We start from the raw sequence: 24,694 nt of genomic DNA on the forward strand, positions 1-24,694 counted from the left end.
ATTACTATTCAAGCCAGCTGTTTACGAAGATCTGCAAGTCTTCTATGTCCACAGAGCCGCTCATATTGAAATCAGCTCCTCCGCACGAATTCCACAAATCACAGCTGCCTCCCCATTGCTCAGAAAACATCTCAAAATCGAGATTATTAACGATAGTATCGCCGTTCATATTGGGCTGGCTGCCCTGCGAAAGCACTACCAATGAGTAAGGGCCTATCCCTACGTCTGCGTGGAAGGGCAGGCCGTCTTTGGAACCGAAATAGGCGTAGGTGTCGTTTGAGTTCCAGTTGCCGAATTCAGGGTCGTAGCCTTGCCAGTCGCTGTTAAAACGAACCCTCCATCGCCCCTCTCTGGGCATACCGATTCCATAGTTGGTGTAACCAGTGCCGCTGAAATTTGCGAGTATTATCACATCATCCCCAGCTCCTCCGTTCCACCATCGGTGATAAGCTATTACTTTCGCTGAATTGTTTACATGAAAAACATTTACATTGCTTGCTTTGAGTCCGAGGGTGTTTCGGCCAAGGTTTCTTCGCAAAGAGATAAGATGCTCATAAAGCATATTTATTCCGGAAAACGTGTTTTTTCTCGTCCAGTCCAGAGGGGTATTATCGTGCCAAGCTCCAGTTTCAAGAAATTCCTGCCCCATAAACAGCATAGGAATTCCAGGGCTTGTAAATACGATTCCAGCTGCAAGGGTTGAGCGTTTTTTAGCCCAGTAGCTTTCGGGGTTATCCCAGTGTATGGCAGAAGGCAGTCTGCTTTTACCGCTGGATGCCCCAGCTTCGTCGTGGCTCTCAGAATAAATCACCCTTTGCGTATCAGAGCCGTTGTAGAGGTTTGTAATCGCATCTCTAACATCGTACATATTTCTGTTCGGATCATCAGACTGAGTTACAGCGCCTTTGATTTTGTGGTGAAAGCCGGCATCCCACTGCGAATCAAATCCTGCTCCGCCGGCACCAGTCGATTTTGTTATCCACTCGTTATCCCGCATATCTTCAGCGATCGAGATCTTCTCAGGGTGCGCAGAATCAATCTCATCATTTATCCACTGCATCAAAGACCAGCCTTCGGGAATCTCAGGCTGCATAATCCCTCTTTCACGTATATAAGCAGTTCCGTCCATTCTAAGACCGTCCATATTGTACTCATTGAGCCAGTACATCACGTTATCTCGGATGAATGAACGAACCTCACCAACACTGTAGTTCAATCGGGTATCCCCCCAAGGTGTGTATCGGTTGTCATTTTCGTAGAAGTATATCCCTCCTGTATCTTCGTAAGCACTGTATCCATCAAACTTCCATATAGATTCATCAAGATCGCTCGGTCCCAAATGGTTGTAAACCAAATCAATCAAAACAGCAATCCCCCTCTTATGGCACTGGTCTATGAAAAATTTTAACTGCTCCGGTGTTCCATAAGCGCTTTCAGGGGCAAAAAGATTCACCGGATTATAGCCAAGCGAATAACTGCCTGGGAATTCGCATACCGGCATCAGCTGCACCGCATTTACTCCCAGCGAAACGAGGTGGTCGAGTTTCATAGCAGCAGAGTAGCAGGTTCCGGGTTCACCCCCTGGTGCGTCGTAGAATGTTCCCAGATGCATTTCGTAGATAATCATATCATTCCAGGCAGGCGGAGTGAATTCATCCCAGTCGTACTGATTATCGGTAATAATTGAATTTCCAACAGAGCTCACTACATCAAATGCCCGTGGATCGCTTTTCCAGAGATCGCCGTCTATCACATACCTGTATTCATCGGCCTCATCGGCTCCATTAACATCAGCAGACCACCAACCCCCTGACTCACTGTAGAGCGGAGTTGCTGAGGAGTTCCAATAGTTGAAGTCTCCTGCAACATTAACGGTGTCGGCGTTAGGTGCCCAAACACGAAATGTCGTTCCTCCCGGGTACAATATTGCACCAACCCCAGACCTTGACGAAGGCTCAGCGATAACCGCCGCTGAGATCAGCAGTACAATCAGGAAAAATTTGCTGATTGGTTTCAAGCCTGAATAGTATGAAATTTTTAGCATAAAGATTTATCCTAAATAGTATTTAATTGCGCGGCATCTTCTTAACTTCCCTTATAGTTGAAAAAAAACTTGTATTTTGTAAGCTAATTTTGTTTTTATTGAACAAAAATATTTCCCTCTAATATATTATTCACGCTGATATTTAAATTAGAAAAGTTTTTATTTAATTTATTTTTACTTTTAACGTATTATTTATTCTTTTAAATTTGAAATTATTGTTATAATGATTTAAATTATGTTTATCAGCAGATATAAGCTATTGTTGTGTTGACCTTTTATGAAGTATAGCTAAAATCTGCATATTGTTTTGAGAGCTACTAAAAACAGGTGAAAGCGGTTTGAATTGCATGACAGCCCAATACGTCGATGAAACAAAATTCCGCGGACTGGTGCGTCAGAGGAGCAGAATACTTTACAGTTATACGAGCTTTCTGGCAAATCATGAAGACCCGTACAGGGTGCTTACCAGGCCCCTTGCAGGAATTATACTTTCCCAGTCTATTCAGCTGGAAGAGCTTGTAGATTTCTACGGGGCTCAAAATAACCGCCGTTGGGCGAGGTTCAGGTCTTTCGTTGCCACTCTCAAGAGATTCAGCGACGTCCTATATGAACTAATACACATCAAATACAGCATTCCAGAATACCGAATTGAGGAAGAATCTCAGCAGTTTGAACAGAACACAGATGATGCGATATCATACATCAAGAATATTGTACACAATGCAGCCAATCAATTTGTAGAACACTGTATAAGACTTGAAATCGATTCGAAACCAATTGAAATACTTGAAGATGAGATTGATGAGCATATTCTGGAGGGCAAACTTAAATACGACCATGAAAGACGACACGTTGTAGAGGTTGGAAAGATTGTAACATTTCTCGGAACTTCCTTTTTGAATATGATAGCTGACACTTCTCTCAAAGCCATTGTGGAGGGGGATAAGCCCTTTGACAATGAATCATATTCAATATCTCCGATAAGCGAAGAAAAGCTCCGGATGCTTGAGCACAATTTCCACAATATGCAGTGTAATTATGACACTTATGTCTCAAAAACGGACACTGAAAGCCATGATGAATCACTGCCCGTACTCAGGGGTCATGTAAGTGTTGTCTTCCATCTGCTGACTATAGCAGTTTCACTTTCCCACTATTACGAACGTCATCTCAGCGAATACAGAGATCCTACACAGGAATTCAAAGGACAGCTTGTTGACCCTTCCGGACTGTTGGAAAAGCTCTCAGACTACTGCATACATTACATTCGCAACTATGTAAACAGCGCTAAGAATCTCTGCCAGAATATGATCAAGAAATATTCCGAGCAGGGCGAAATAACAGTACCTGTGCCCAGATACAGGGGCTTTCACGTAAGACCGTCAACACTGATTGCCCTTATAGCCAATCATTACGGCAGTGATCTCAAGATGGATATGCTTGGCGAGGAGTATGATGCCAGATCTCCGCTCGAGCTTTTCAGGGCAAATGAGGCTATCAATTCGGAAAAAAGGAAGGGGCTCAACAGGGAGGTTCTAAATCTGGACATAAACCGGAAGGTTGATTCTAATACAGATATGAGGATCATCGTAAATGATCTGGTTATGACTCTGGCAGATCAGGGGAAAATGATGATCTATGATCATCCTCTTGAAATATCGCCGGATATAAATGAAAGAAAAGAGGCCACATTGATCGACACTATCAGAGATGAAGTAGCCAGGCTTCTTGCTGTTGGAAAAGTTGATATCGTTACAGACCTTCAGGCTCATTTCAGGGGCGATAAACGTGTCTTGGAAGACATCAAGCTCCTTGCACATTACGGCTACGGCGAAGATAACCACGGCAACAACATTCCTCTTCCGCCGAGCCTGGAGTATCTAAGAAAATGAATTCACCACGAATTGAGCTCTCAGCCCCCGATATTACAGAAAAGGAAATACAGGCAGTTACAGAAGTCCTGAGAAGCGGAAAACTGTCTTTAGGCCCAAGGCTTGCCGAGTTTGAAGAAGCAGTCAAATCCCTTACCGGAGCGAAATATGCAGTTGCTGTAAACAGCGGAACAAGCGGGCTTTTCCTTTGCCTGAAAGCTATGGGCATAGCCCCTGGAGACGAGGTAATAACTACTCCGTTTACTTTTATAGCCTCTGTAAATGTGATTCTGCAAGTGGGAGCGAAGCCTGTGTTTGTTGATATACACCCCGATTATCTGAATATGAACCCTGATTTGATTGAAGAGCAGATTACATCAAACACAAAAGCTATTGAGGCAGTTCACGCCTTCGGAAACCCGTGGGGTATTGATGAGGTTCAGCGTATTGCACGAAGCAGAGACCTGCTTTTGATAGAAGACAGCTGCGAGGCGATTGGAACTGTTTACAAAAATATTCCGGCAGGTATGTTCGGCGATGCAGGTTTTTTTGCCTTCTACCCCAACAAACAGATTACTACAGGGGAGGGGGGCATTATCATTACAAATAATGAGCTGCTTGCAGATATATGCCGTTCCCTGCGTAATCAGGGGCGAAGCCCTAACGCAGGTTGGCTCAGCCACGAAAGAGTTGGCTACAATTTCAGGCTTTCTGATATAAACTGCGCTCTGGGAACTGCCCAGCTCTCGAGGTTTGAAGAGATAAAGCAGAAAAGAGCACAGGCTGCAGGAAAATATATTGAAAAACTGAATTCGGACAAAAGGCTTATAATGCCTGAACTGCCTGAGGATTGCAATTTCAGCTGGTTTGTCTTTGTTGTAAGACTTACTGAAGATTACAGCCTGAAACAAAGAAATGAGCTTCTGGATATGCTGAGGTCTGAGGGTGTTTGTGCGAGCAATTATTTTCCGCCCGTACATCTCCAGCCGTTTATTAAAGCTCCTCTCGGCATTAAGGAAGGCTGTTTTCCTGTTACAGAAAGCGTTAGCAGCCGTACAGTAGCGCTGCCTTTTTACAGCAGTTTAAGAGATGAGCAAATTGATTTTGTATGTGAAAAATTGAGCTTGTGTTTAGACAGGCTTTACTTATAAACTTGTTGCGTACTGGTTGTACTTGACTCGAAGGCGCTGCTTTTTCGGCAGCGTCTTCACTTAATTTGTAAACCTTGCGAACGCTATTAAAATGAAACTCAACATCAAAAACCAGCTTAAAGGAAGAGACCTGCCCATGATTATGGGCATACTCAACGTAACTCCGGATTCTTTCAGCGACGGAGGCGATTTTTCTGATTTTCAAAGCGCAGCAAGGCGAGCAGATGAGCTTGTATCTGAGGGAGCTGATATAATCGACATTGGCGCTGAATCTACCCGGCCCGGAGCTGAGCCGGTGAGCCCTGAGCTTCAGATTGAGCGGTTTTACGAAGTAATAAAGGCTGTTAAGGCTAAACACAAGATATGGATAAGCATAGACACTCAGAGCAGCGAGGCAGCTTCAGCAGCTATAGAGGCCGGTGCTGATATTATTAACGATATTTCCAGCGGTTCGGACCCGCAAATGTTCAAATTTGCGGCTAAAAAATCTGTCGGCATCGTGCTAATGCATATGCTGGGCACTCCTCAGACAATGCAGAAAGCCCCTGAATATAAAAACGTTGCAAGTGATGTTATGGCATACCTCCAACAGAAAAAGAAAGCCGCTGTTCAAGCAGGTGTATTGGAAGATAATATCATACTGGACCCTGGCATCGGCTTCGGCAAAACTCTCAAACACAATTTAGAGCTGACAGGAAATCTGAAAATTTTCACTCAGCTGGGAAGTCCAGTATTGTACGGGGCGAGCAGGAAGAGCTTCATCGGAAAGATTACAGGAAGAAAAGAAGCAAAGAACCGAGAGGGCGGCACTATCGCCTCTACAATCTACGCAATGCAGCAGGGCGTTTCTATAATCAGGGTTCACAGGCCAAGGATAAATCTAGATGCGATGCGGCTTTACAGAAGCATTTTAACTGGAGCTTAACCCTGCATAAGCCTTGGCTGGCCTGTAGCAGACAAAACATCCCTCCATAAAGGTCCGTCGGGATCTATGTAGTTCCTCTTAGAAGTAGCCAAGGGGATTGGAATATGAACATAAGTATTGTAAATCATACTTATAAGAAATTCCGTCCTGCCGGCCATTGCACCATGTACTGCATTCGCGCCAAGCCTTGAACAGTAAATCGTGTCGTTGGGGTTTGGAGGAGCGCTTCTGATTATATAGCTTGGATCTATGTATTTAAGATTAATATCCCAGTTTTTGTTTGAGAAATGCTCTTCAATACTTTCTTTAAGAAACAGCCCAATATCTGCAAGCCTTTTATTGCCTGATTCATCTTCATCTTTTTCTGCTTTAAGCAGTTCCTGCCCAGCCCCTTCAGCTGCAACAATTACGGCATGGTCTTTGTACTTCATTCTTTCTTCAAGCGTTTTAAGGAAGCCGTTTTCTCCATTTAGCTTAAAGGGTACTTCCGGAACAAAAACAAAATTTACGTCCTGACTTGCAAGGGCGGTGTGAGCAGCTATAAAGCCCGATTCTCTTCCCATTAGTTTTACCAGCCCCACCCCCATACAGGCATCTTTCGCTTCTATATGGGCAGCTGCAACAGCATCAATAGCCTTCGAAACAGCTGTCTCAAAGCCGAATGACCGCTCTATGAAGCTCAAATCATTGTCGATAGTTTTGGGTATCCCTACAACTGATATATTCAGATTTCTTTTTTCTGCTTCTCTCGAAATATCAAGTGATCCCCTTTGAGTGCCGTCGCCGCCGATAACGAAGAGCATATTAATATTCATTCGCTCAACAGCATCAACGATTTCATCCACCCGGTCCCCGTGGCCCCTTGAAGAACCCAGTATTGTGCCGCCCTTAGTGTGTATGTCGTTAACAGTTTCAGGTGTAATATTAACAGTAGGCAGCCTGAATTCGGGCAAAAAGCCGCGATATCCGTACTGTATCCCTGTAAGCCTTTTAACGCCGTAGCTGTAGAACAGGGTGTGAGTTATTGAGCGTATAACGGCATTCAGCCCGGGGCAAAGTCCGCCGCAGGTAACAACAGCAGCGTTTACTTTTGCAGGGTCAAAATAGATTTTCTGCCTTGGCCCGGCCTTTTCAACCAGCTGATGCATTTTTATATCTAAATTGATGTCTCCTCGAGGAAGCTGGATATTGTAGATAATGCCCCGTTCATCGCTTGCGTAATTCGCAACATAATCGCCTTGCGTTGTTGAAAAGCTCAGAGGGGAATTAACTGTACATCTGCCGAGTTTTTTTATAGTAAAATCATAATTGGTGCCGGGCATTTTCTCTCCAAATCCGGACTAACTGTTAAGTGATGCGTCTTTAGCAATCACAGCTTCGGTTTGGCGAGTTCTGAACTGTTTAAGTTTTTTATCTACTTCTTCATCAAAAAGGCTGATTATCTGTGCTGCAAAAATAGCGGCATTTTTTGCGCCGGCTTTGCCAATTGCCATTGATGCCACAGGCACCCCTGGAGGCATTTGTACAGTGCTGAGAAGGGCGTCCAGTCCGTTAGGCCCTTCTGAGGCCTGCATTGGAACGCCAATTACCGGAAGCTCTGTCCTCCCCGCAACAGAACCTGCAAGATGAGCCGCCATACCTGCCGCAGCAATTATAACTTTATAGCCTTTTTCCTTTGCCTTATCGGCAAAATCAGCAGCTTCAAGAGGGGTTCTGTGTGCAGAAATAACCCTCACAGTTGGCTCTATGCCGAAATCCTTGAGAGTGTCAATGCATCTCTGCATAGTAGAAAGATCGCTGTCTGAACCCATAATAACCGCCACTTTACTGACTTTTTCTTCCATTGCGGTCTTACCCTTCCCATTAAAAAGTACTTTAATTTTTGTAAAACGTCTTTTTGATTGTATAATGATTTTAGGAATAAATTTTAAATTTTCAAGAAGGAGAGAGAATGGTTGACAGAGAGATGATATGTGCCGGAAGCTTTTACCCTTCCCTAAAGAGCGACTGTCAGAGAGTTATAAACTCTCTGCTTGAGCAGGACACTCAAGCTCAGACATTGGAAAATTTCGAGCCTAAGGCAGCGGTAGTACCCCACGCAGGATGGGAGTTTTGCGGAGATGTAACAGCAGCGGTTTTCAATGCCCTTAAACAGAGCAAAATAAGTATTGATGTTTTTCTGCTTTTTGGGGCGGTTCATCTAAGGGGGGTGCTCAAGCCGGCAGTTTTTGACGGAGCGGCTTGGCAAACGCCAATAGGGATAGTTGATGTAAATCAGCAGCTTGCTGATTTGCTTGTTAAAAGCAGTTCTGTATTTGAAAAGGACAGCCGCTGCCATAAAGGCGAACACAGCCTTGAGGTAGTCTGCCCGTTCATTAAGCACCTTTACCCTGATGCAGAAATATGCCCTGTTCTTGTACCGCCTTCAGAAGACGCAGTTCAGGCAGGTAAGGATGCTGCTGAGGCGGTAAAAAAAATAGAGGATAAAAATGTTTTCTGCATCGCCTCCTCTGATCTCACTCATTACGGCAGGAGATTTGATTTCTCTCCGGCAGGCGAAGGAGAGGCCGGCTGCAAATGGGCGAAAGAAGTAAACGATAAGGCCTTCATTGAAGCAGCCGTGTCTATGAACGCAAAATCTGTATTATCTAAAGGTATATACGAGAGGAGCTCCTGCGGGCCTGGAGCTGTGGCCGCTGCAGTGGAGTATGCAAGGCAGGTGGGCAGCAAAGAAGGAAAACTTCTGAAACATACTCACAGCTTCGAGGTAATCAGCTCTAACTACCTTTGCAGCAGTGATTCTACTGTTGGGTATGCGGGCATCATCTTCTAACCGGCATAAATTATATGCATATTTATAGAGATTGTTCCCATCTTTATTTTTGCTTTTGGTGAGAATATTTTTATCATAGTCAAACAATTTCAGAAACATTTTTAGATGGGAATAATTATGATTTATCCGATAAAATTTGAACCAATATTAGTTGAAAAAGTCTGGGGCGGTAATTCGATATGCAGAAAATTCCTGAATAACCCTTCGGACAATAGGAAAATCGGGGAAAGCTGGCTTCTCTCGGATATACCCGGGGCAAGAAGCAGAATCGTCAATGGAGAGCTTAAAGGCCTAAGAATAAATGAAATAGTAGAAAAATACCCTTCAGAGCTTTTTGGAGGGAAATTTGCACTCGGTTCATTCCCATTGATGATTAAGATTATTGATGCTGGAGACAGGCTAAGCCTTCAGGTTCATCCAGACCAAAAGACCTGCGAAGAAACCGGCAAAGGAAACCCGAAAACTGAATGCTGGTATATACTTGAAGCCAAGCCTGATTCATTTATTTATAAAGGTCTGAAAGAAGGTGTAACCCCAGATCAGCTCAGGCAAGGAATTGAAAACAGCGATTGCGAGAGACTATTACAGAAAGTTCACGTAAAGCCTGGGGAATGCCATTTTATTCCGTCGGGCACGTTTCATGCCATTGGCAGCGGGATTCTCATAGCTGAGATTCAGCAGCCTTCGGATACTACATACAGAGTTTACGACTGGGGGAGAATGGGTCAGGACGGAAGCCCCCGTCAGCTGCATATTAAAGAGGCTCTGGACTGCATAAAAAATATGCCCGATCCAGCCAATGAACCCACAACAGAAGGAAGGCTTGTTGATGCAGATGAATTCAATGTTGATAAGAAGTCCTTGGCCGCTGGAGAGGGGTTAAAGTGGGACAAAGGTGATTTGGCGGCAGTATTTGCCGCTGAGGGCGAAGGCTCAATCAAAGGCAATTTTCAAGGGGAAGTGAAGTACGGCCCGGGTGAGTGCATAATCCTCCCGTATTGCTTTGAGGGCGAAATCAAAGCGGCTGAAAAAACTGATATGCTCATTTCAAGGGTTTGAAAGATAAAAGGATATTTATGAACGTACCTATGCTAGACCTGAAAAAGCAGTTTGCAGGAATAAAGGATGAAGTGATGCCTGCCATAGAAAAGGTCTGCCAGGAGCAGGCCTGCTGCCTCGGCCCGGCTGTTAAGCAGTTCGAGAAGAACGCTGCACAATTTTGCAACGCTGATTTTGCCGTCGCAGTTTCCAGCGGAACCGACGCGATTCTTGTCTCTCTTATGGCAGCCGGCATTGGCAGGGGGGATGAAGTTATCCTGCCCTCATTTACCTTCGCTGCAACCACTGGAACCGTTGCAAGGCTTGGGGCTGTGCCGATTTTTGCAGATATTAACAAAAGAACTTTCAATATAGATCCCGTTAAGATTGATGAAAAAGTTACCTCTAAGACAAAAGCGATTATTCCCGTTCATCTTTTCGGACAGATGGCTGATATGATGCCGATAATGGACATAGCCTCAAGGCACGGTTTAACGGTTATAGAGGACGCAGCTCAGAGCATTGGCGCTTCTCAAGACGGATACTCCAGCGGAACAGTGGGCGATTACGGATGCTTCTCTTTCTACCCCACTAAAAATCTCGGCGCTTTCGGCGATGCCGGAATGATAACAACTTGCAGCAGTGAGAATGACAGCATCTGCAGGATGATAAGAAACCACGGACAGAACAAGCAATATGAATACGAGCGTATTGGCGGGAATTTCCGCATGGACGGAATTCAGGGAGCTGTGCTGAACGTAAAGCTCAGGCATCTTAAAGACTGGCAGAAAAAGAGACAGGCTAATGCCCGATTGTATGATGAGCTTTTGAAAGATGTGGAGCAGATTAAACTGCCGTTCATCGAAAGCGGTAATGTCAGCGTTTACAATCAATACACAATCAAGGCCGAAGACAGAGACCAGCTAAAGGAATTTCTCCAGAACAGCGGCATAGGCTGCGCTGTTTATTATCCGGCACCTCTGCATAAGCAGAAATGCTTTGAATACTTGAATTGCAGCAGAGAGTCTCTTCCAATAACTGAAAAAGTATGCAGGCAGGTTCTTTCGATTCCGGTAAGCCCTGAGCTTGAGAGGCAGCAGCTTGAATACGTTGTGGAAAAAATTCGCAAATTCTACGGCTGTTGAAAGGTTAAATGCTTGAAATTGCAGATATAGGCAAAACCAATTTCGCTGATGTATTTAGCTTTCAGAAAAGGCTTGCTGATAAAGGCAGGAGCGGAATAATCCTTCTGACAGAGCATAATCCAGTAATCACCACGGGCATCCGCAAAGATAAGAACGTTCTGCTGAAAGATGAAGAGCTTCTAAAAAGAAGCGGCATTGAGGTATTCCCTGCAAACAGAGGCGGCGGGGCTACCTGCCATAATCCTGGGCAGCTTGTGGTTTATCCGATAATTGAGCTGAGCAGATATCATTTCGGCATTAGAGATTACATCTCAGCTCTTGAGGATTTCGGTCGGCGTTTTTTTTATTCTTTCGGCCTCGAAACTTCAAACAGGGCAGGATATCCCGGGCTCTGGAAGGGGGGCAAAAAGATTTCCTCAATCGGAGTGAGGATAAATTCCGGCATAAGCTATCACGGCATCGCCTTGAATCTGAGTAACGATCTGGATATATTCTCCAATATAGTTCCCTGCGGTCTTGAAGGCGTTGAGGTTACCAGCCTTGAAAAAGAGACCGGAAGTTCAATCGATTTGAATCAAGTAAAGAAAAGAGCAGCCGAAATTCTTGGCGAAACTTTCAATGAAGAATACAAATACATACAAAAAACGCTTTCCGAGCTGGCTGAAGACAAAGATATCTGCCTCGGGCAATTATTGCAGAACTGAAAGAATTATCGATTCGCTTGGTATAAACACAATCTGCGTGGAGGCGAACTGTCCTAATAAAGGCGAATGCTGGTCGAGAGGAACAGCAAGCGTTTTGATTCTCGGGAATATATGCACAAGAAACTGCAAGTTCTGCTCTGTTCCTTCAGGCTCTCCAGCACATCCAGATCCTCAGGAACCAAAGAAGCTCTCAAAGCTAACAAGCGAGCTCGAAATCATCTATCTGGTTATCACTAGCGTTACGAGGGATGACCTCCCATGCGGGGGAGCAGCACATTACAGAGATACCGTGCTGGAGATTCGAAAAAATAACCCAAATACCTCCTTTGAACTCCTCACGCCGGATTTTGTCGGCTGTTCAGACAAGGCTCTTGATTTTCTTGCCGAGGCCCTGCCTTTTGTTTATTCGCACAATATCGAAACAGTTGAAGAGCTTTTTCCAAAAGCAAGGCCGCAGGGCAGCTATAAGAGGTCTTTAGAGCTCCTGAATAAATTTTCCGAGAAATTTCCCGAAGTCCCGCTGAAATCTTCATTAATGCTCGGCCTTGGAGAAACATATTTGCAGGTAGAAAAGCTTCTCCGCGATTTAAGAAGCTGCGGAGTGCAGCGTGTGGCAATGGGGCAATACCTTAAACCGTCAAAATCCTCACTTGAGGTGCAGGAATTCATAACTCCTGAAAAATTCTCATATTTGCGTAATCTTTCGCTCGATATGGGCTTTGAAGCTGTGCAGGCCTCACCTTTCACGAGAAGCTCGTATATGGCAGAGTCTATGTAAATATTTTTCTTTTTAGAAGGGAGGCAGCGGGCACGCTCAATTTCTCAAATATTTTGGAACTCAGACAGATTGTATGCCACTTCGGGCTTCGAAGCTTTGCATTTTTCAAGTATCTCTCGGCCTCAACAGCTCTGAATATAAACCTGTCCTCCCCGAGCGTATAATCAATATCGTATTCACACATGCAGTATGGGTTATCAAGCCTGTATGCGAAAACAAACAAAGGCAAAAAGCCTTCGTTCTTTGCCTTAGAGATAAAGTCGCTGTCTCCGGATGTGATCCAGTTTTGAAATGAACTGCAAGTTATATTTGTCCGTGTTCTAACTGTTCTGCCTTTGAGTTCCACAGCAGCAGAAAAATCAGGAAATGATACGAGAAAATCAAACCTCTTTAAGCTCGTCTTGCCTGCCTGAGGGATATATTCAAAACAAAGTCCTTTTTCCTTCAGCCAATAGCTGAAAACTGATTCGTAAATATTTTTATAGCGATCTTCCATCCCTTTGCATACCGCTGCTGGTTCTGAAAAAACCAGCAAACTTTGAAATATAAAGCCCTTTTTAACATTCTGTTTCCAGTTACAACTTGTAATATATAGCCAAATGATTATATTTCAAGTATTCGGCAGCCGCCACAGATTCAATAAGCGTTAGCGGTTTTGCTGATACACGAAAAATAATTTCTTTTTAAAAGGATAAAAAAATGGCTAAACATTTCGGAGACGCCTTATACAATGCAGTTTTAGACAAAGACAGTATTCTTTGCGTTGGCTTGGATCCTGTGTACGGGCGTCTGCCAGAAGATATAAGAAAACGTTACGGCAATTCTGCTAACAATATCGATTCGGTTATTGATGCAACTCTCGAATTCTGCACCCGCACCTTGAAAGTGATTTCCGAGCATGTGCCTGCAGTAAAACTGAATTCAGCATATTTTGAGAAATACTACTGGGACGGAATCGAAGCATACTACAGCCTTATCACAGAGGCTGAATCGCTCGGAGTCCAGGTGATCGGGGACGTAAAAAGAGGGGATATCGGCCATACCTGCACTGCTTATGCTGACGCCCATATCAAGGAACCCAAATTCAAGAGCCTTAATGTGGTTTCGCCGAATGCTGTAACAATAAACGGCTTTGCCGGAGCTGATGGAATAATCCCATTTGCAGATGCTGCAAACGATTCAGGCAGCGGCATATTTGTATGGGTTCGTGCAAGCAATCCTTCCGCAGCGAGGCTTCAGGATGCCTTAACTGAAGAAGGTGTGCCGTTCTATCAGATACTCGCAGAGATAACTGCGGAAATAGCAGAACAGCCCAAAAGAATCGGTGAGTCCGGCTACAGCAATGTAGGAATGGTTATCGGCGGAACAACTCCCGAGCATACAAGCAGTCTTAGGATGAAATATCCGGATGTATGGTTCCTTGTTCCGGGCTTTGGAAGTCAAGGCGGAGACCCCACAGACTGCATCAGATTCTGCAAACCTGATAAAACAGGCGCCCTGATCAATTCATCTCGAGGTATTATCTATGCCTATGAGAAGCCGGAATACAAAGAACAATTCGGAAACGACTGGGAAAGCTGCATAGAGCAGGCTGTCATAGACGCCAACGACTCACTGAATCAGGCAATGCAGTTTTGAATTCTTAGCGGTCTGATGGCAAAAATTCTAAGGGATAAATCCGTTTTAGTAATGGGTCTGGGTAAATTTGGCGGCGGGGCGGATGCAGCGCTTTATGCCTCAAAATTTGCCCGAAAAGTAACTGTTACAGACTTATCAAGCAGAGAGGCTCTGCCTCAGGCAGACGTTCTGGAAGGTAAAGGAATTAACCTCGTGCTCGGTGAACACAGGGAATCTGATTTTGCCCAATGCGATGTGCTTATAGTTAATCCTGCAATACCCGAGGACAATAAATTTATAAAGAAAGCTGAAATCTGCGGCGCTTTGGTTACCTCTTCAATAGCTTTATTTTTTCAGGAGTGCAAAGGGGAAATAATCGCAGTTACAGGGTCAAACGGCAAGAGCACTACGACCTCGCTTATTTACCACATACTCTCTTATGCATCAAAACAAAAATGTATAGATGGGGATGTTTTTTTAAGCGGTAATATAGGAAATCTTCCGCTTCTGGAAACTTTACCACAGATCAGAGAGAAAGATAAGGTTGTATTGGAAATCTCCAGCTTTCAGTCCGAACAGCTCGATAAATTCGGACTCGGCCCCTGGGCAGCGGTGATTACAAACCTCACGCCTAACCATCTCGACAGGCACGGAACTTTCGAGAATTACTGCAACGCAAAAAAGAAGCTTTTCTTCAATCAGCCAGAAGGCGGAGTTTCAATCCTGAACAGCGATGATGTGGTTTCGGCAGGGTGGTTTGATGAGTTGAGCAAAACGAGAAAAACTCTGCTATGCAGCTCCAAATCAATACCCCCTGAAATTACTGCAAAATTCAACCTTCCTGGTGAGGCTAATAAATCGAACCTCGCAGCAGCCATTGCGGCAGCGGAAGAACTTGGGGTTGATAAGGTTTCGATTTCAAATTCTTTGCCCAGCTTTAAGGCCCTTCCTCACAGGCTTGAGCTCATAACCGAAAAGAACGGTGTGAGATGGTACAATGATTCCATTTCCACAACACCTGAGAGTACAATCGCAGGCACAGAGGCATTCGAAAACCCTGTTATCCTGATAGCCGGCGGATATGACAAGAAAATTCCATTTTATGAAATGGCAAAGGTTGTTTCTCAGCGGGCTAAATGTGCGGTACTGATTGGAGACACCGCTGGGAAAATCAAAGAACTTATAGAGAAAAATCCGAAGAATCGGTGCAGAGTTCATCTGGCAGAAAGCCTTGAGAACGCCTGCCTGAAGGCGTGGGAGGAAGCTGAGGCTGGAGATAATATCCTCCTTTCGCCAGCCTGTGCGAGCTATGATATGTTTGAGAGTTTTAAGCAGCGGGGAGAGATGTTCACTCAATTTGCTGAAAGGATAACAAACGATGATTGAAAATGGTTTAGTCCAAATATACACAGGTGAAGGCAAGGGCAAAACTACCGCAGCGCTCGGCCTTTCGCTGCGTGCTGCAGGAGATGGTAATAGGGTTCTTTTCGCACAATACCTAAAGCCGGAAAATCTACAGCTCAGCGAGAGAAATGCCATTGAACAAAGCAAACTCCCGATAGATTTCAAAACTATTGATATAGACTGGAATATGTGGAATTCGCCTGATGATTCCGATGAGAGAAAAAAGGCCGCAGAGCTGATAGAGAAGAGCCTTGAACATATAAACACCCTTACTTCTGAGGGGGTGTATAATGTTGTGGTGCTTGATGAAATAATTTACTGCATAAACATCGGTCTTGCCTCTGTTAACCAAATTCAAAAGCTGATAGAACATAAAGCCGGTAAAGTGGAGATTGTGCTTACAGGCAGGGGAGCGAAAGAGGAAATTATAAAACTCGCCGATCTTGTATCTGATATTAAATCTGTGAAGCACCCTTTTGCTGAAGGGTTCAGAGCAAGAAAAGGTATTGAATACTGAAATCGAATTTGTAAAATCCTACATCGTTTTGAATCTGGGTGATACCTTAAAAGTTTGAGAGATAAAATTTGGCAATCGATCAGGAAAAAATAAACGAACTTAGCTTTGAAGATTCTATCGAAAAGCTCAGGGAAATAGTATCAGATATAGAAACCGGCAAAGTGGGCCTGGAAGAAAGCCTGAGCCAGTATGAGGCCGGTATGAACCTTATTAAGCATTGCAGAGAAATACTCCAGAAATGCGAGGATAAGGTGGAAAAACTCACCGACTAAACATTAAGCGAGCGTGGCGGAATTGGCAGACGCGCCAGATTTAGGTTCTGGTATCTTCGGATGTGGAGGTTCGACTCCTCTCGCTCGCATTATATTTTACCACATTCAAGTCTTTTATTAGAGTTTGGTCTTTTTTGCTTGACTTTAAAATAAGATATGCTAAATTAAATTATATAATTTAAATATCTTTTGTTTGTGTGGGGTGCAAAATGAGTGTAAGAACAGTATCATCAATCATTGTAATCATTTCTATGCTTTTGCTTTTCGCAGGCTGCTACAGTTGCGAGAGCTACTACGGAATGCAGGGCAAACAGGTGGAGCCGGGAAGTGAAGGAAAAGCTTTCTGGGATGAAGACTGCAAAGTTGTCAGCGAAGAGCCTGTTAAGGAGAAAAAGAAGCCCAAGCCAACGGTAGAAAAGGCCGCTTACGATTCTGATTCGATGAAGGAAAGTGCGGTTAAATTAAGCAGATTGATTCAGGTTAACAAAAATATGCCGGAAGAGGTAGTTCTTGGAGAGAAATTCAGCTACACTTTAGATGTGATTAATAAATCTGCCCAAACCCTTTCTGAAGTTACTGTTTACGAGCAGCCTTCTAAAAGTTTTGAGTTCATTTCCTCAAAACCAAAAGCCCAGATGGAAGACGGCAAGTATAAATTTATGGTTGGCCAGATGGCACCGGATTCATCAAATCAAATAGAAATAACGGGTAAAGCAGCGGATATGGCTGCAATTCAGAATTGCACAACTTACTCGTATCTGATTCCTTCATGCAGTTATACAAAAGTTGTGAATCCTGAGCTGATTCTTGAACAGCAGCTCCCGGCTAAGGCTATTCTCTGTGATGAGATAGTGGCTGAATACACGGTAACCAACCCTGGCTCAGGTGTTGCAAAAGATGTTGTAATCAGAGAAAATCTTCCTGCCGGAATGCAGCTGAAAGAGGGCGGAAAACAGGTTAGATTTGATGCCGGTGATCTTGCTGCAGGGGAGTCTAAGACTTTTAATGCAGCTCTATCTGCAAGCAAAGCAGACACCTATAATCTAACACCAATGGCAAATTCAGCTTCTGATCTTGAAGCTTCAGATGAAGATAAGATTGTATTAGTAAAGCCTGAGATCAAGGTTTCAAGTGAATGCGCTGAAAAGATATTTCTCGGCCGGAACATTGATTATCACTTTACTATCGAAAACACAGGTGATGGAGCAGCTAAAAACCTTGTTGTAACTGATTTAGTGCCGCAGGGAACTGAATTCCTCAGCGCATCAAACGGAGGTACATTCCAAGATGGCCAAGTTGTTTGGAATATTGCTCAGCTTGATGCCGGGAAGAAAATTAATGCAATGGTTAAGGTTAAGCCCTCTAAGATAGGCGATTACACAAATAAAGTTATGGCAAAATCTTACTGCGCATCTATGAATTCTGCTAACTGCACAACTAAGGTTCTCGGAATACCAGCGATACTTCTTGAAGTTATTGATGTAACAGATCCAATCGAGGTTGGCGGTCAGGAAACCTATGTAATCACTGCAACAAATCAGGGTACTGCAGTTGGTACAAATATTGAGATAACTTGCGAACTTGAAGATACGCAGAGCTTCGTAAGAACTGAAGGTGCAACCGAGGCAAGAGTTTCCGGCAGCACAATTGAATTCAAGCCGCTTGGCAAGCTGGCTCCGAAAGATAAAGCTCAGTGGAAAGTAATTGTTAAGGCTGAGAGTGCTGGGGATGTAAGATTTAGCGTAAGTATGGTCAGTGATCAGCTCGATCGTGAAGTTATCGAAACTGAATCAACACACCAGTATGAATAAACAAAAAGCCGGAAGCTTAAAATGATCGTAAATTATTGTTTTACTTAGATTTACGAAATTTATAAAAGGCTTTAATTTTAAACTGCTGCGGTCTAGAGACTGCGGCAGTTTATTTTTTTTATAAGAAAAATGCAAAATTATTGTAACAAAACACATCAATAAGAAAGCTTGGAAAATCTTCTGTATGCTAAGTAAAAAACACTAATGACAAGGGCGGATAAACAAGTTTTTGTGATAACTATGGATTATATTTGGCCCATCCCCCTGAATTAGTTCCATTGACTATGTTATGATTTCCTTGTAAATTAGTCTTTTATTACAGGAGAAATCTAATGAAAAAGAAACGTTTTAGTGAAGAGCAGATTGTCAGGATGCTTCGCCAGGCTGAGACAACCAATCAAACTGTTGCTCAGGTTTGTAAAACCCACGGTATATGTGAGAATACATGGTATCGCTGGAAGAAGAAATTCGGCCAAATGGAAGTGCCGGATGTTCGCCGTTTGCGTGAGTTGGAAAAGCAAAATTCCCGGCTCAAGCGACTTGTCGCCGAACGCGACCTGGAAATCGACGCTATGCGGGAGGTTATCAAGGGAAATTTTTAGAAACCGGCCAGCGTCGCAAAGCCGCCGGCATACTGCAAAGGAAAGACGTGTCTCAAAGACGCAGTTGTACATTGGTCAGTATCAGCAGATCCAGTTTCGCTTATAAACCAATTGAAAAGGACGATTCAGGAATGATTGAAGAGCTCAAAAAGATTTCAAAGAAGCATCCACGTGAAGGCAACCGGAAAGCCTGTGAAAAGCTTCGCAGAAAAGATATTGTAATAAACCACAAAAAAGTCGAACGGCTCTGGCGTGAAAACGGACTTACCGTCCCTGTCAAACGCAGAATGCGAAGAAGGGGTAAAGGGCTTGACAGGCCGATCAAACCGTTCTATCCGAATCATGTATGGGCTTATGACTTTATGGAAGATTCGTGCTTAAACGGGCAAAAGCTGCGTATTCTTAACATTGTTGATGAATTCACAAAGGAAAGCTTTGAGACGTATGTCGATCATTCGATATCTGCAAAGAAGGTGATTGACGTGCTGGAGTTTTTGTTTTTTATACACGGCAGACCGGTTTATCTACGCAGCGATAACGGCCCGGAGTTTATCGCCGAAGCGATTCAAAACTGGCTTAAGCAACAGAATGTTAGTACTGCTTATATCGAGGCGGGCAAGCCCTGGCAAAATGGTGTCGGCGAAAGCTTCAACTCCAGGCTGCGTGATGAGTGTTTGAATATGGAACTGTTTTACGGCCTGAGCGAGGCGCGGGTTACAATTGAAAACTACCGGCGTTATTATAATCAAGAGAGATTGCATGGCTCTTTGGACTATGTTCCACCGCTTGAGTTCAAGCAGCAATGGCTGACGGATCATCCGGGTTATCACATGGGGGCTCTGCCCCCAAGCCCCCGGGATTTATCGCTTGATGCATCAAAGCAGACTGTAAAAGAGAAAAGCCGGACAGCTGACTTGTGCTGCCAGGCTTCTGCTCCGATGACCAGCCAACGCTCAGGTTGCGTCCCCGCAGAGCCTTATCCTTTGGCTGGTGAAACAATCGTAAACGAAAAGAATATTTGACGCAAGAATGAAAAAGCTACAATAATAATCGGAAATCATAACCATAAAAATGGACCTAACAATGGGGTACAGTCATATTGATAATTTAAATTAATAAAATATACTCATCATATGTAAAGGAATGTGGAAATGAAATTTCGTAGATTTTGCTTACTGTTGGTCGTTTCTGTTGCTATATCTTGTTTAGGAAATGATTATAACAATTCTGAACATAAGTCACAGAATAGAGACCCAAAACAATGGTCTGAAAAGAAGGCTTGGCAGTGGTACAATAATCAACCTTGGTTAGTTGGATGTAATTATCTACCTTCTACCGCATCCAATCAACTTGAGATGTGGCAGGCTGATACTTTTGAACCTGATACTATTGAACAAGAGTTAGAATGGGCTTCAGAGATTGGATTTAATATCGTCCGTGTTTTTCTGCACAATATGTTATGGGAACAAGATTCCAAGGGCTTTATAAAACGTATCGACAAATTTATTGAAATTGCTGACAAATTCGATATTAAGGTTATGCCGGTATTGTTTGACAGTTGCTGGAACCCTTATTCGTCTCTTGGCAAACAACCAGAACCTAAGCCGCACGTGCACAATTCTACATGGGTGCAGTGCCCACATATAGAAACCCTCAAGAACACTGAAAGCTGGGATAAGCTTAAAGCTTATGCCCAAGGGATTGTAAAGCAATATAAAAACGACCCCAGAGTGCTGATATGGGATATTTTCAATGAACCCGGTAATACTAATCAAACTGCTTACGGGCATCTTGAACCTGATAACAAAAAAGAGCTGGCTTTGCAGCTTATGAAAAAATCATTTAAGTGGGTAAGAGAATTAAATCCTGAACAACCTCTTACAGCCAGTGTATGGGAAGGTAATTGGAAAAAAGGCGATGATATTTCTGCTCTTAATAAATTTGCTTTGGAAAAATCGGATCTTGTGCAGTTTCATGTTTATCATAACCCTGAAATAACAAGTAAATGGGTAAATATGCTTAAGGAATATAACCGCCCGATTATCTGCGGTGAATATATGTCAAGGGGGACAGGGAACACATTTGAAGATATTCTGCCTATATTCAAAAAACACAGAGTTGCAGCTATAAATTGGGGTTTTGTGGCTGGAAGAAGCCAGACAAATTATCCATGGGACTCTTGGACAAAGGAATATACCTCAGAGCCCGAACTATGGTTCCACGATATCCTGAGACCTGACGGAACGCCTTATAAACAAAAAGAAGTGGAATTTATTAAAAAAATAATTAAACGCTAAGCAGGGTAATTTAACTTGTAGTTAAATTCAAGGTAACGAATAATTCAATCGGAAAGAATCTAATGAATAATAATAGCTGGTGTTTATTGCTGGGGCTTCTGCTAGTCATAGGCTACTGTAAAGCAGATACAAAAGTCTGGAATTGCAAATATCTCAGCAATGATTTGATTGACTTGAAGTTGGTTCCTGAAATTGGCGGTAGAGTCCTGCAGTACAAACTTGGTGATTATGGCTTCTATTATGTTAACAAAGATTTGTATGACAAAAAACCTCCTGCCAGCGGTTTAGGGCCAGAGAATTCTTGGTTAAATTATGGCGGTGATAAGCTTTGGCTTGCTCCTCAAGGATGGAGCAATGAAAAGCAATGGCCGGGACCACCGGATCCTGTTCTCGACGGACAGCCATACAAAATTGAAATTATTAATAACAAAAAGGTTCGCCTGACTAGCAGAGAAGATCTGAGAAGCGGGGTAAAATTATCGCGAACAATAGAAATATTCGACGGCACCACCCGGGTTAGCATAGATGCAACAATGAAAAATATCGACACCAAGACTCGCAGGTGGGGGATTTGGGCTCATACCCAGTTCTATGCAGGTAACAGACATGGCAAAGGCTATAACAAGAATTACTGGGCTTATTGTCCCATAAATGAGAATAGTATCTTTCAAAAGGGATATGGAGTACAGTACGGGTTGGTAAATAACATCTCCTATAAGCCTGATTATGATAAAGGGATTATGAAAGTTCACTATCAACGAAGGGTAGGAAAGATAGGCCTTGATTCCGCTGCTGGATGGACAGCAACTGTCGATGGTACCGATGGCTATGTTTTTATCCAACGGTTTACTTACAAACCTGAAAAGACTTATCCGGATAATTCATCCGTTGAGATATGGATGGATGGTCTTGGGGAATTTGTTGCATGGGGAGAAATCAATCGAATTACCAATGACGACCCTTCGGTTACTCCATATAATTTTGAAAATGAGCTGATAAGTCCTTATGCAACTTTGAAACCTAGCGAGGAATATAGTTTTCATTATGACTGGTACAGTGCCAAAATACCGGCAAGAAAGGAAATAGTTAACTGCAGTAATGTCGGGGTAATATGCCAGCCATTAGATGTGATATACAAGGAAGAGGAAATGAATATTACTGGAAAATTCGGAGTGTTTTACGAAGGGACGATAAAAGCAGTGTTTCTAAATCAAGAAGAAAAGGTAGTAAAAGAAAGTTTTCCGGGAATTTCTGTTTCGCCACTAGAAAGTCTTAATCTTAGTTTGAAAATCAGCAGACATAAGGAGCTCTCACAGGCAAAAGCTGTTTCAATTGTAGTTTGTGATAAAAATAAAAAGGCTTTAGGAGAACTTGACAGAGTGTCGATCTTATCAGATTAAATCATCAGTATCTTTAACCATAGAACCTGCTGGATAAACTGAACAAGCAGTTTGAGTTAAAACCTTTTCGAGAAACACAAACTATAAGATCATACACATACATATTTTTTGTCTTGAGGAGTTTTATTTCATCAACTAATGCAACAGAACATAAATTATCATTACTTAACTGAAATATTTTGCACTTGCGTCCTCCTGCGATTATAATCACGTGTTAACTATTATTGCGGAGACACATTTATGCAGAAAACACCAAAATCACTGCGGCTTCACATAGGAATCTTCGGCAAAAGAAACGCCGGCAAGAGCTCAATCCTCAATTCCCTCACCGGCCAATCCTCCTCAATCGTGTCGAGCTATGCAGGCACAACCACAGACCCTGTGGAAAAACCGATGGAGCTTTTGCCTATTGGCCCTGTGCTTTTTATCGATACTGCTGGAATAGACGATATTGGAGCTCTCGGCGAAATGCGAATAGAGAGAACGCGTCAAGTTATAAAACGCACTGATCTTGCTGTTATTGTTATCGAACCTGGAAATTTAACCGAATTTGAGCTCGACCTTATAAAAGAATTTGACCGCTTAAGCGTACCTTACATTCTTGCAGTAAATAAAACTGACTTAAAAAAACTGAAAGATTCTTCTTTAGAAACATTAAAGCAAAAGACTTCCAATATAGTTATCTGCTCAGCTGAAACTGGAGACGGCATAACAGAGCTTCGAAAAATGCTCATTAAAACCGCCCCGCCGGATTTTCTGGAGAGCCCTGCCATACTGAGCGATCTTGTAGGCCCGGGCGGGATAGCTGTTTTGGTTGTGCCGATCGATAAGGAAGCCCCTAAAGGCCGCCTTATAATGCCGCAAGTTCAAAGCATACGGGATCTGCTTGATGGAGACTCCTCGGCACTTGTCTGCAAAGACAGGGAGCTTATGAGTACCCTTGATAAGCTAAAGCATAAACCCGATCTGGTTGTAACCGATTCGCAGGCATTTCTCAAGGTGGCCGCAGATACCCCTTTGGATGTCCCAATGACAAGCTTCAGCATTCTTTTTGCCCGCTTTAAGGGTGATCTCGTAGAAATGACCAAAGGGGCTATGGTTATAGAAAACCTTGAACCTACAGACAAGATTATGATCTGCGAGTCTTGCACGCACCACCCAATTACTGACGATATAGGAACAGTAAAAATCCCTCGCTGGCTGCACCAGTTTGTGGGCGGAAAGCTGCAAATAGACCACTGGCGCGGGCACGACTGGCCTGAGAATCTCGAAGAGTACAAGCTCATTATCCATTGCGGGGGATGTATGTGGAACAAGAGAGAAATGCTTTCGCGGATAATGACCGCCAGAGAGGCAGGTGTGCCAATAACAAATTACGGCTTAACTATCGCCTATACTCTTGGAATATTTGAAAGGTCTTTGAAACCGTTCCCTGCTGCATGGGAGGTTTACAATAAATACAAAACTTGATTCAGGAGGAAAAAATGAAATTTCATTTCCTTTGTTTGCTTCTCATTATGAGCCTTGCTGCGGCTGAACCCCCTTACAACGCACATTACAAAAGTTCTAACGGCGATCTTACTTTAATAATGAATATAGAAGGCTGGCCGCCCGTTGTAGGGGAAAAAATCAAAATTATTGTTAAAGCCATTTCCATGCCCCCCGCTGTTGATGATAAGGAGGATTTGAAGTTTTATTCCTCAAGGCTCAACCGTTTTCTTGACAAATCCTTCGATAATGCCAAACACATTACCCTGCATTCTATAGAACGTGCTGAGAATGAGTTTGCAGTTAAGGCGGATATAAGGCTTGAAGGCAGATCCCTTTCAAGAATACTGCTAAAAGAAGGGCTTGCAGTAAAGAAACTTAAGCCTGAAAAGGAAGTTGAAAGCAGGCAAAAAGATTCTAAGCCGGAAGGGAACCGCCCTTCCCAAAAAACAAACATTGAAAAAGAGCACAATACCAGCAGGGAGACGGAGATAAATAAGGACACAGCAAAGACTTATGGTAAGGATAAACGTACCGAGAAGAAAGCTGGTTGTTATAAGTTTTGCGCGTCCAAAAACAGCCAGACATTTCACAAAACAGACTGCTTTTTCGTAGAAAGAATTTTAGAGAAAAATCTTGTTTATTTCAGCTCCTACAAAGAGGCCGCTGATTCAGGAAGAGAGCCCTGCCAATCCTGTAAGCCCCAGCCAAGGGAGCAGAAAAATGAAGAAACCGCAAAAAACAAATAAAGGCGGGAAATTTTTAGTTTGAAAAATTTAACCTTGCCATTAGAATAT

22 protein-coding genes, 1 tRNA gene and 1 pseudogene are annotated in these 24,694 nt (G+C 43.3%); 20 read left to right on the forward strand and 4 right to left on the reverse strand.

All coding sequences use genetic code 11. From position 1 onward, the window contains the following. Positions 1–4: 4 nt before the first annotated feature. Positions 5–2,044, reverse strand: coding sequence for an alpha-amylase family glycosyl hydrolase (locus STSP1_RS01670; RefSeq protein WP_085754686.1), 2,040 nt, complete (start codon positions 2,042–2,044; stop codon positions 5–7). 338 nt (positions 2,045–2,382) lie between these two features. Between STSP1_RS01670 and STSP1_RS01675 the strand changes: the two genes are divergently transcribed. From STSP1_RS01675 to folP, 3 genes are all read left to right on the forward strand, one after another. Continuing rightward, a complete protein-coding gene (locus STSP1_RS01675) occupies positions 2,383–3,936 on the forward strand; it encodes an HPr family phosphocarrier protein (protein WP_123806947.1) in 1,554 nt (517 codons plus the stop codon). Next, entirely contained in the window at positions 3,933–5,066 is a 1,134-nt protein-coding gene (locus tag STSP1_RS01680; RefSeq protein WP_085754688.1) for a DegT/DnrJ/EryC1/StrS family aminotransferase, read from the forward strand. The genes STSP1_RS01675 and STSP1_RS01680 overlap by 4 nt, the downstream gene beginning before the upstream one ends. 91 nt (positions 5,067–5,157) lie before the next feature. Next, positions 5,158–5,991, forward strand: a complete 834-nt coding sequence (gene folP, locus STSP1_RS01685; RefSeq protein WP_085754689.1) for a dihydropteroate synthase — start codon at positions 5,158–5,160, stop codon at positions 5,989–5,991. Here the strand turns inward: folP and STSP1_RS01690 are convergent. Both STSP1_RS01690 and purE read right to left on the reverse strand, forming a co-directional pair. Beyond that, positions 5,988–7,313: an ATP-dependent 6-phosphofructokinase gene (locus STSP1_RS01690; protein ID WP_085754690.1), complete on the reverse strand. Its 1,326-nt coding sequence runs from the start codon at positions 7,311–7,313 to the stop codon at positions 5,988–5,990. The two genes, folP and STSP1_RS01690, sit on opposite strands and share 4 nt — an antisense overlap. A gap of 18 nt (positions 7,314–7,331) precedes the next feature. Next, the gene (gene purE / locus STSP1_RS01695; RefSeq protein ID WP_085754691.1) at positions 7,332–7,835 is read right to left on the reverse strand and encodes a 5-(carboxyamino)imidazole ribonucleotide mutase; all 504 of its coding nucleotides are present in this window, start codon (positions 7,833–7,835) and stop codon (positions 7,332–7,334) included. 107 nt (positions 7,836–7,942) lie between these two features. On the opposite strand from purE, the gene amrB reads away from it, so the two are divergent. The 5 genes from amrB to lipA all read left to right on the forward strand — a co-directional run bounded on the left by amrB (position 7,943) and on the right by lipA (position 12,489). After that, the gene (gene amrB / locus STSP1_RS01700; RefSeq protein ID WP_085754692.1) at positions 7,943–8,824 is read left to right on the forward strand and encodes an AmmeMemoRadiSam system protein B; all 882 of its coding nucleotides are present in this window, start codon (positions 7,943–7,945) and stop codon (positions 8,822–8,824) included. Between the two features lie 117 nt (positions 8,825–8,941). Continuing rightward, positions 8,942–9,883: a type I phosphomannose isomerase catalytic subunit gene (locus STSP1_RS01705; RefSeq protein WP_161491556.1), complete on the forward strand. Its 942-nt coding sequence runs from the start codon at positions 8,942–8,944 to the stop codon at positions 9,881–9,883. Positions 9,884–9,900: 17 nt separating this feature from the next. Continuing rightward, on the forward strand, positions 9,901–11,007 hold the full coding sequence (locus tag STSP1_RS01710) for a DegT/DnrJ/EryC1/StrS family aminotransferase (protein ID WP_085756637.1): 1,107 nt from the start codon (positions 9,901–9,903) through the stop codon (positions 11,005–11,007). Positions 11,008–11,015: 8 nt separating this feature from the next. Continuing rightward, complete coding sequence (lipB, locus tag STSP1_RS01715; protein WP_085754694.1) at positions 11,016–11,711, forward strand: lipoyl(octanoyl) transferase LipB; 696 nt, start codon at positions 11,016–11,018, stop codon at positions 11,709–11,711. Next, positions 11,626–12,489: a lipoyl synthase gene (gene lipA, locus STSP1_RS01720; RefSeq protein WP_085754695.1), complete on the forward strand. Its 864-nt coding sequence runs from the start codon at positions 11,626–11,628 to the stop codon at positions 12,487–12,489. The genes lipB and lipA overlap by 86 nt, the downstream gene beginning before the upstream one ends. Here lipA and STSP1_RS01725 read toward each other — a convergent pair. Beyond that, complete coding sequence (locus tag STSP1_RS01725) at positions 12,482–12,985, reverse strand: HYExAFE family protein (protein WP_085754696.1); 504 nt, start codon at positions 12,983–12,985, stop codon at positions 12,482–12,484. The genes lipA and STSP1_RS01725 overlap by 8 nt on opposite strands. 203 nt (positions 12,986–13,188) lie before the next feature. Here STSP1_RS01725 and pyrF point away from each other — a divergent pair, with 203 nt between their 5' ends. The 12 genes and pseudogenes from pyrF (at position 13,189) to STSP1_RS01785 (ending at position 24,646) form a co-directional block, all read left to right on the forward strand. After that, on the forward strand, positions 13,189–14,127 hold the full coding sequence (pyrF, locus tag STSP1_RS01730; protein WP_085754697.1) for an orotidine-5'-phosphate decarboxylase: 939 nt from the start codon (positions 13,189–13,191) through the stop codon (positions 14,125–14,127). Positions 14,128–14,142: 15 nt separating this feature from the next. Further along, a complete protein-coding gene (gene murD, locus STSP1_RS01735) occupies positions 14,143–15,492 on the forward strand; it encodes a UDP-N-acetylmuramoyl-L-alanine--D-glutamate ligase (RefSeq protein ID WP_085754698.1) in 1,350 nt (449 codons plus the stop codon). Further along, on the forward strand, positions 15,485–16,027 hold the full coding sequence (locus tag STSP1_RS01740; RefSeq protein ID WP_085754699.1) for a cob(I)yrinic acid a,c-diamide adenosyltransferase: 543 nt from the start codon (positions 15,485–15,487) through the stop codon (positions 16,025–16,027). Before murD ends, STSP1_RS01740 begins: the two co-directional genes overlap by 8 nt. Positions 16,028–16,095: 68 nt before the next feature. Continuing rightward, positions 16,096–16,299, forward strand: coding sequence for an exodeoxyribonuclease VII small subunit (gene xseB / locus STSP1_RS01745; protein WP_085754700.1), 204 nt, complete (start codon positions 16,096–16,098; stop codon positions 16,297–16,299). 7 nt (positions 16,300–16,306) lie between these two features. Further along, positions 16,307–16,388 (forward strand) — tRNA-Leu (locus STSP1_RS01750). Between the two features lie 120 nt (positions 16,389–16,508). Then, positions 16,509–18,110, forward strand: a complete 1,602-nt coding sequence (locus STSP1_RS01755) for a DUF11 domain-containing protein (RefSeq protein ID WP_085754701.1) — start codon at positions 16,509–16,511, stop codon at positions 18,108–18,110. Between the two features lie 332 nt (positions 18,111–18,442). Beyond that, entirely contained in the window at positions 18,443–18,712 is a 270-nt protein-coding gene (locus tag STSP1_RS01760) for a transposase (RefSeq protein ID WP_085754702.1), read from the forward strand. A gap of 20 nt (positions 18,713–18,732) precedes the next feature. Continuing rightward, a pseudogene (locus STSP1_RS01765) lies at positions 18,733–19,734 on the forward strand (IS3 family transposase); the annotation flags it as partial. A 129-nt stretch (positions 19,735–19,863) separates the two neighbouring features. Next, entirely contained in the window at positions 19,864–21,009 is a 1,146-nt protein-coding gene (locus STSP1_RS01770) for a cellulase family glycosylhydrolase (RefSeq protein WP_085754704.1), read from the forward strand. A gap of 62 nt (positions 21,010–21,071) precedes the next feature. After that, positions 21,072–22,409, forward strand: coding sequence for a DUF4380 domain-containing protein (locus STSP1_RS01775; RefSeq protein WP_085754705.1), 1,338 nt, complete (start codon positions 21,072–21,074; stop codon positions 22,407–22,409). Positions 22,410–22,649: 240 nt separating this feature from the next. Then, positions 22,650–23,879: a [FeFe] hydrogenase H-cluster maturation GTPase HydF gene (hydF, locus tag STSP1_RS01780; RefSeq protein ID WP_085754706.1), complete on the forward strand. Its 1,230-nt coding sequence runs from the start codon at positions 22,650–22,652 to the stop codon at positions 23,877–23,879. A 14-nt stretch (positions 23,880–23,893) separates the two neighbouring features. Next, entirely contained in the window at positions 23,894–24,646 is a 753-nt protein-coding gene (locus tag STSP1_RS01785; RefSeq protein ID WP_085754707.1) for a hypothetical protein, read from the forward strand. The last annotated feature ends 48 nt before the right edge of the window (positions 24,647–24,694 follow it).

This window comes from Sedimentisphaera salicampi, assembly GCF_002117005.1.
GTDB classification, from domain to species: Bacteria; Planctomycetota; Phycisphaerae; order Sedimentisphaerales; family Sedimentisphaeraceae; genus Sedimentisphaera; species Sedimentisphaera salicampi.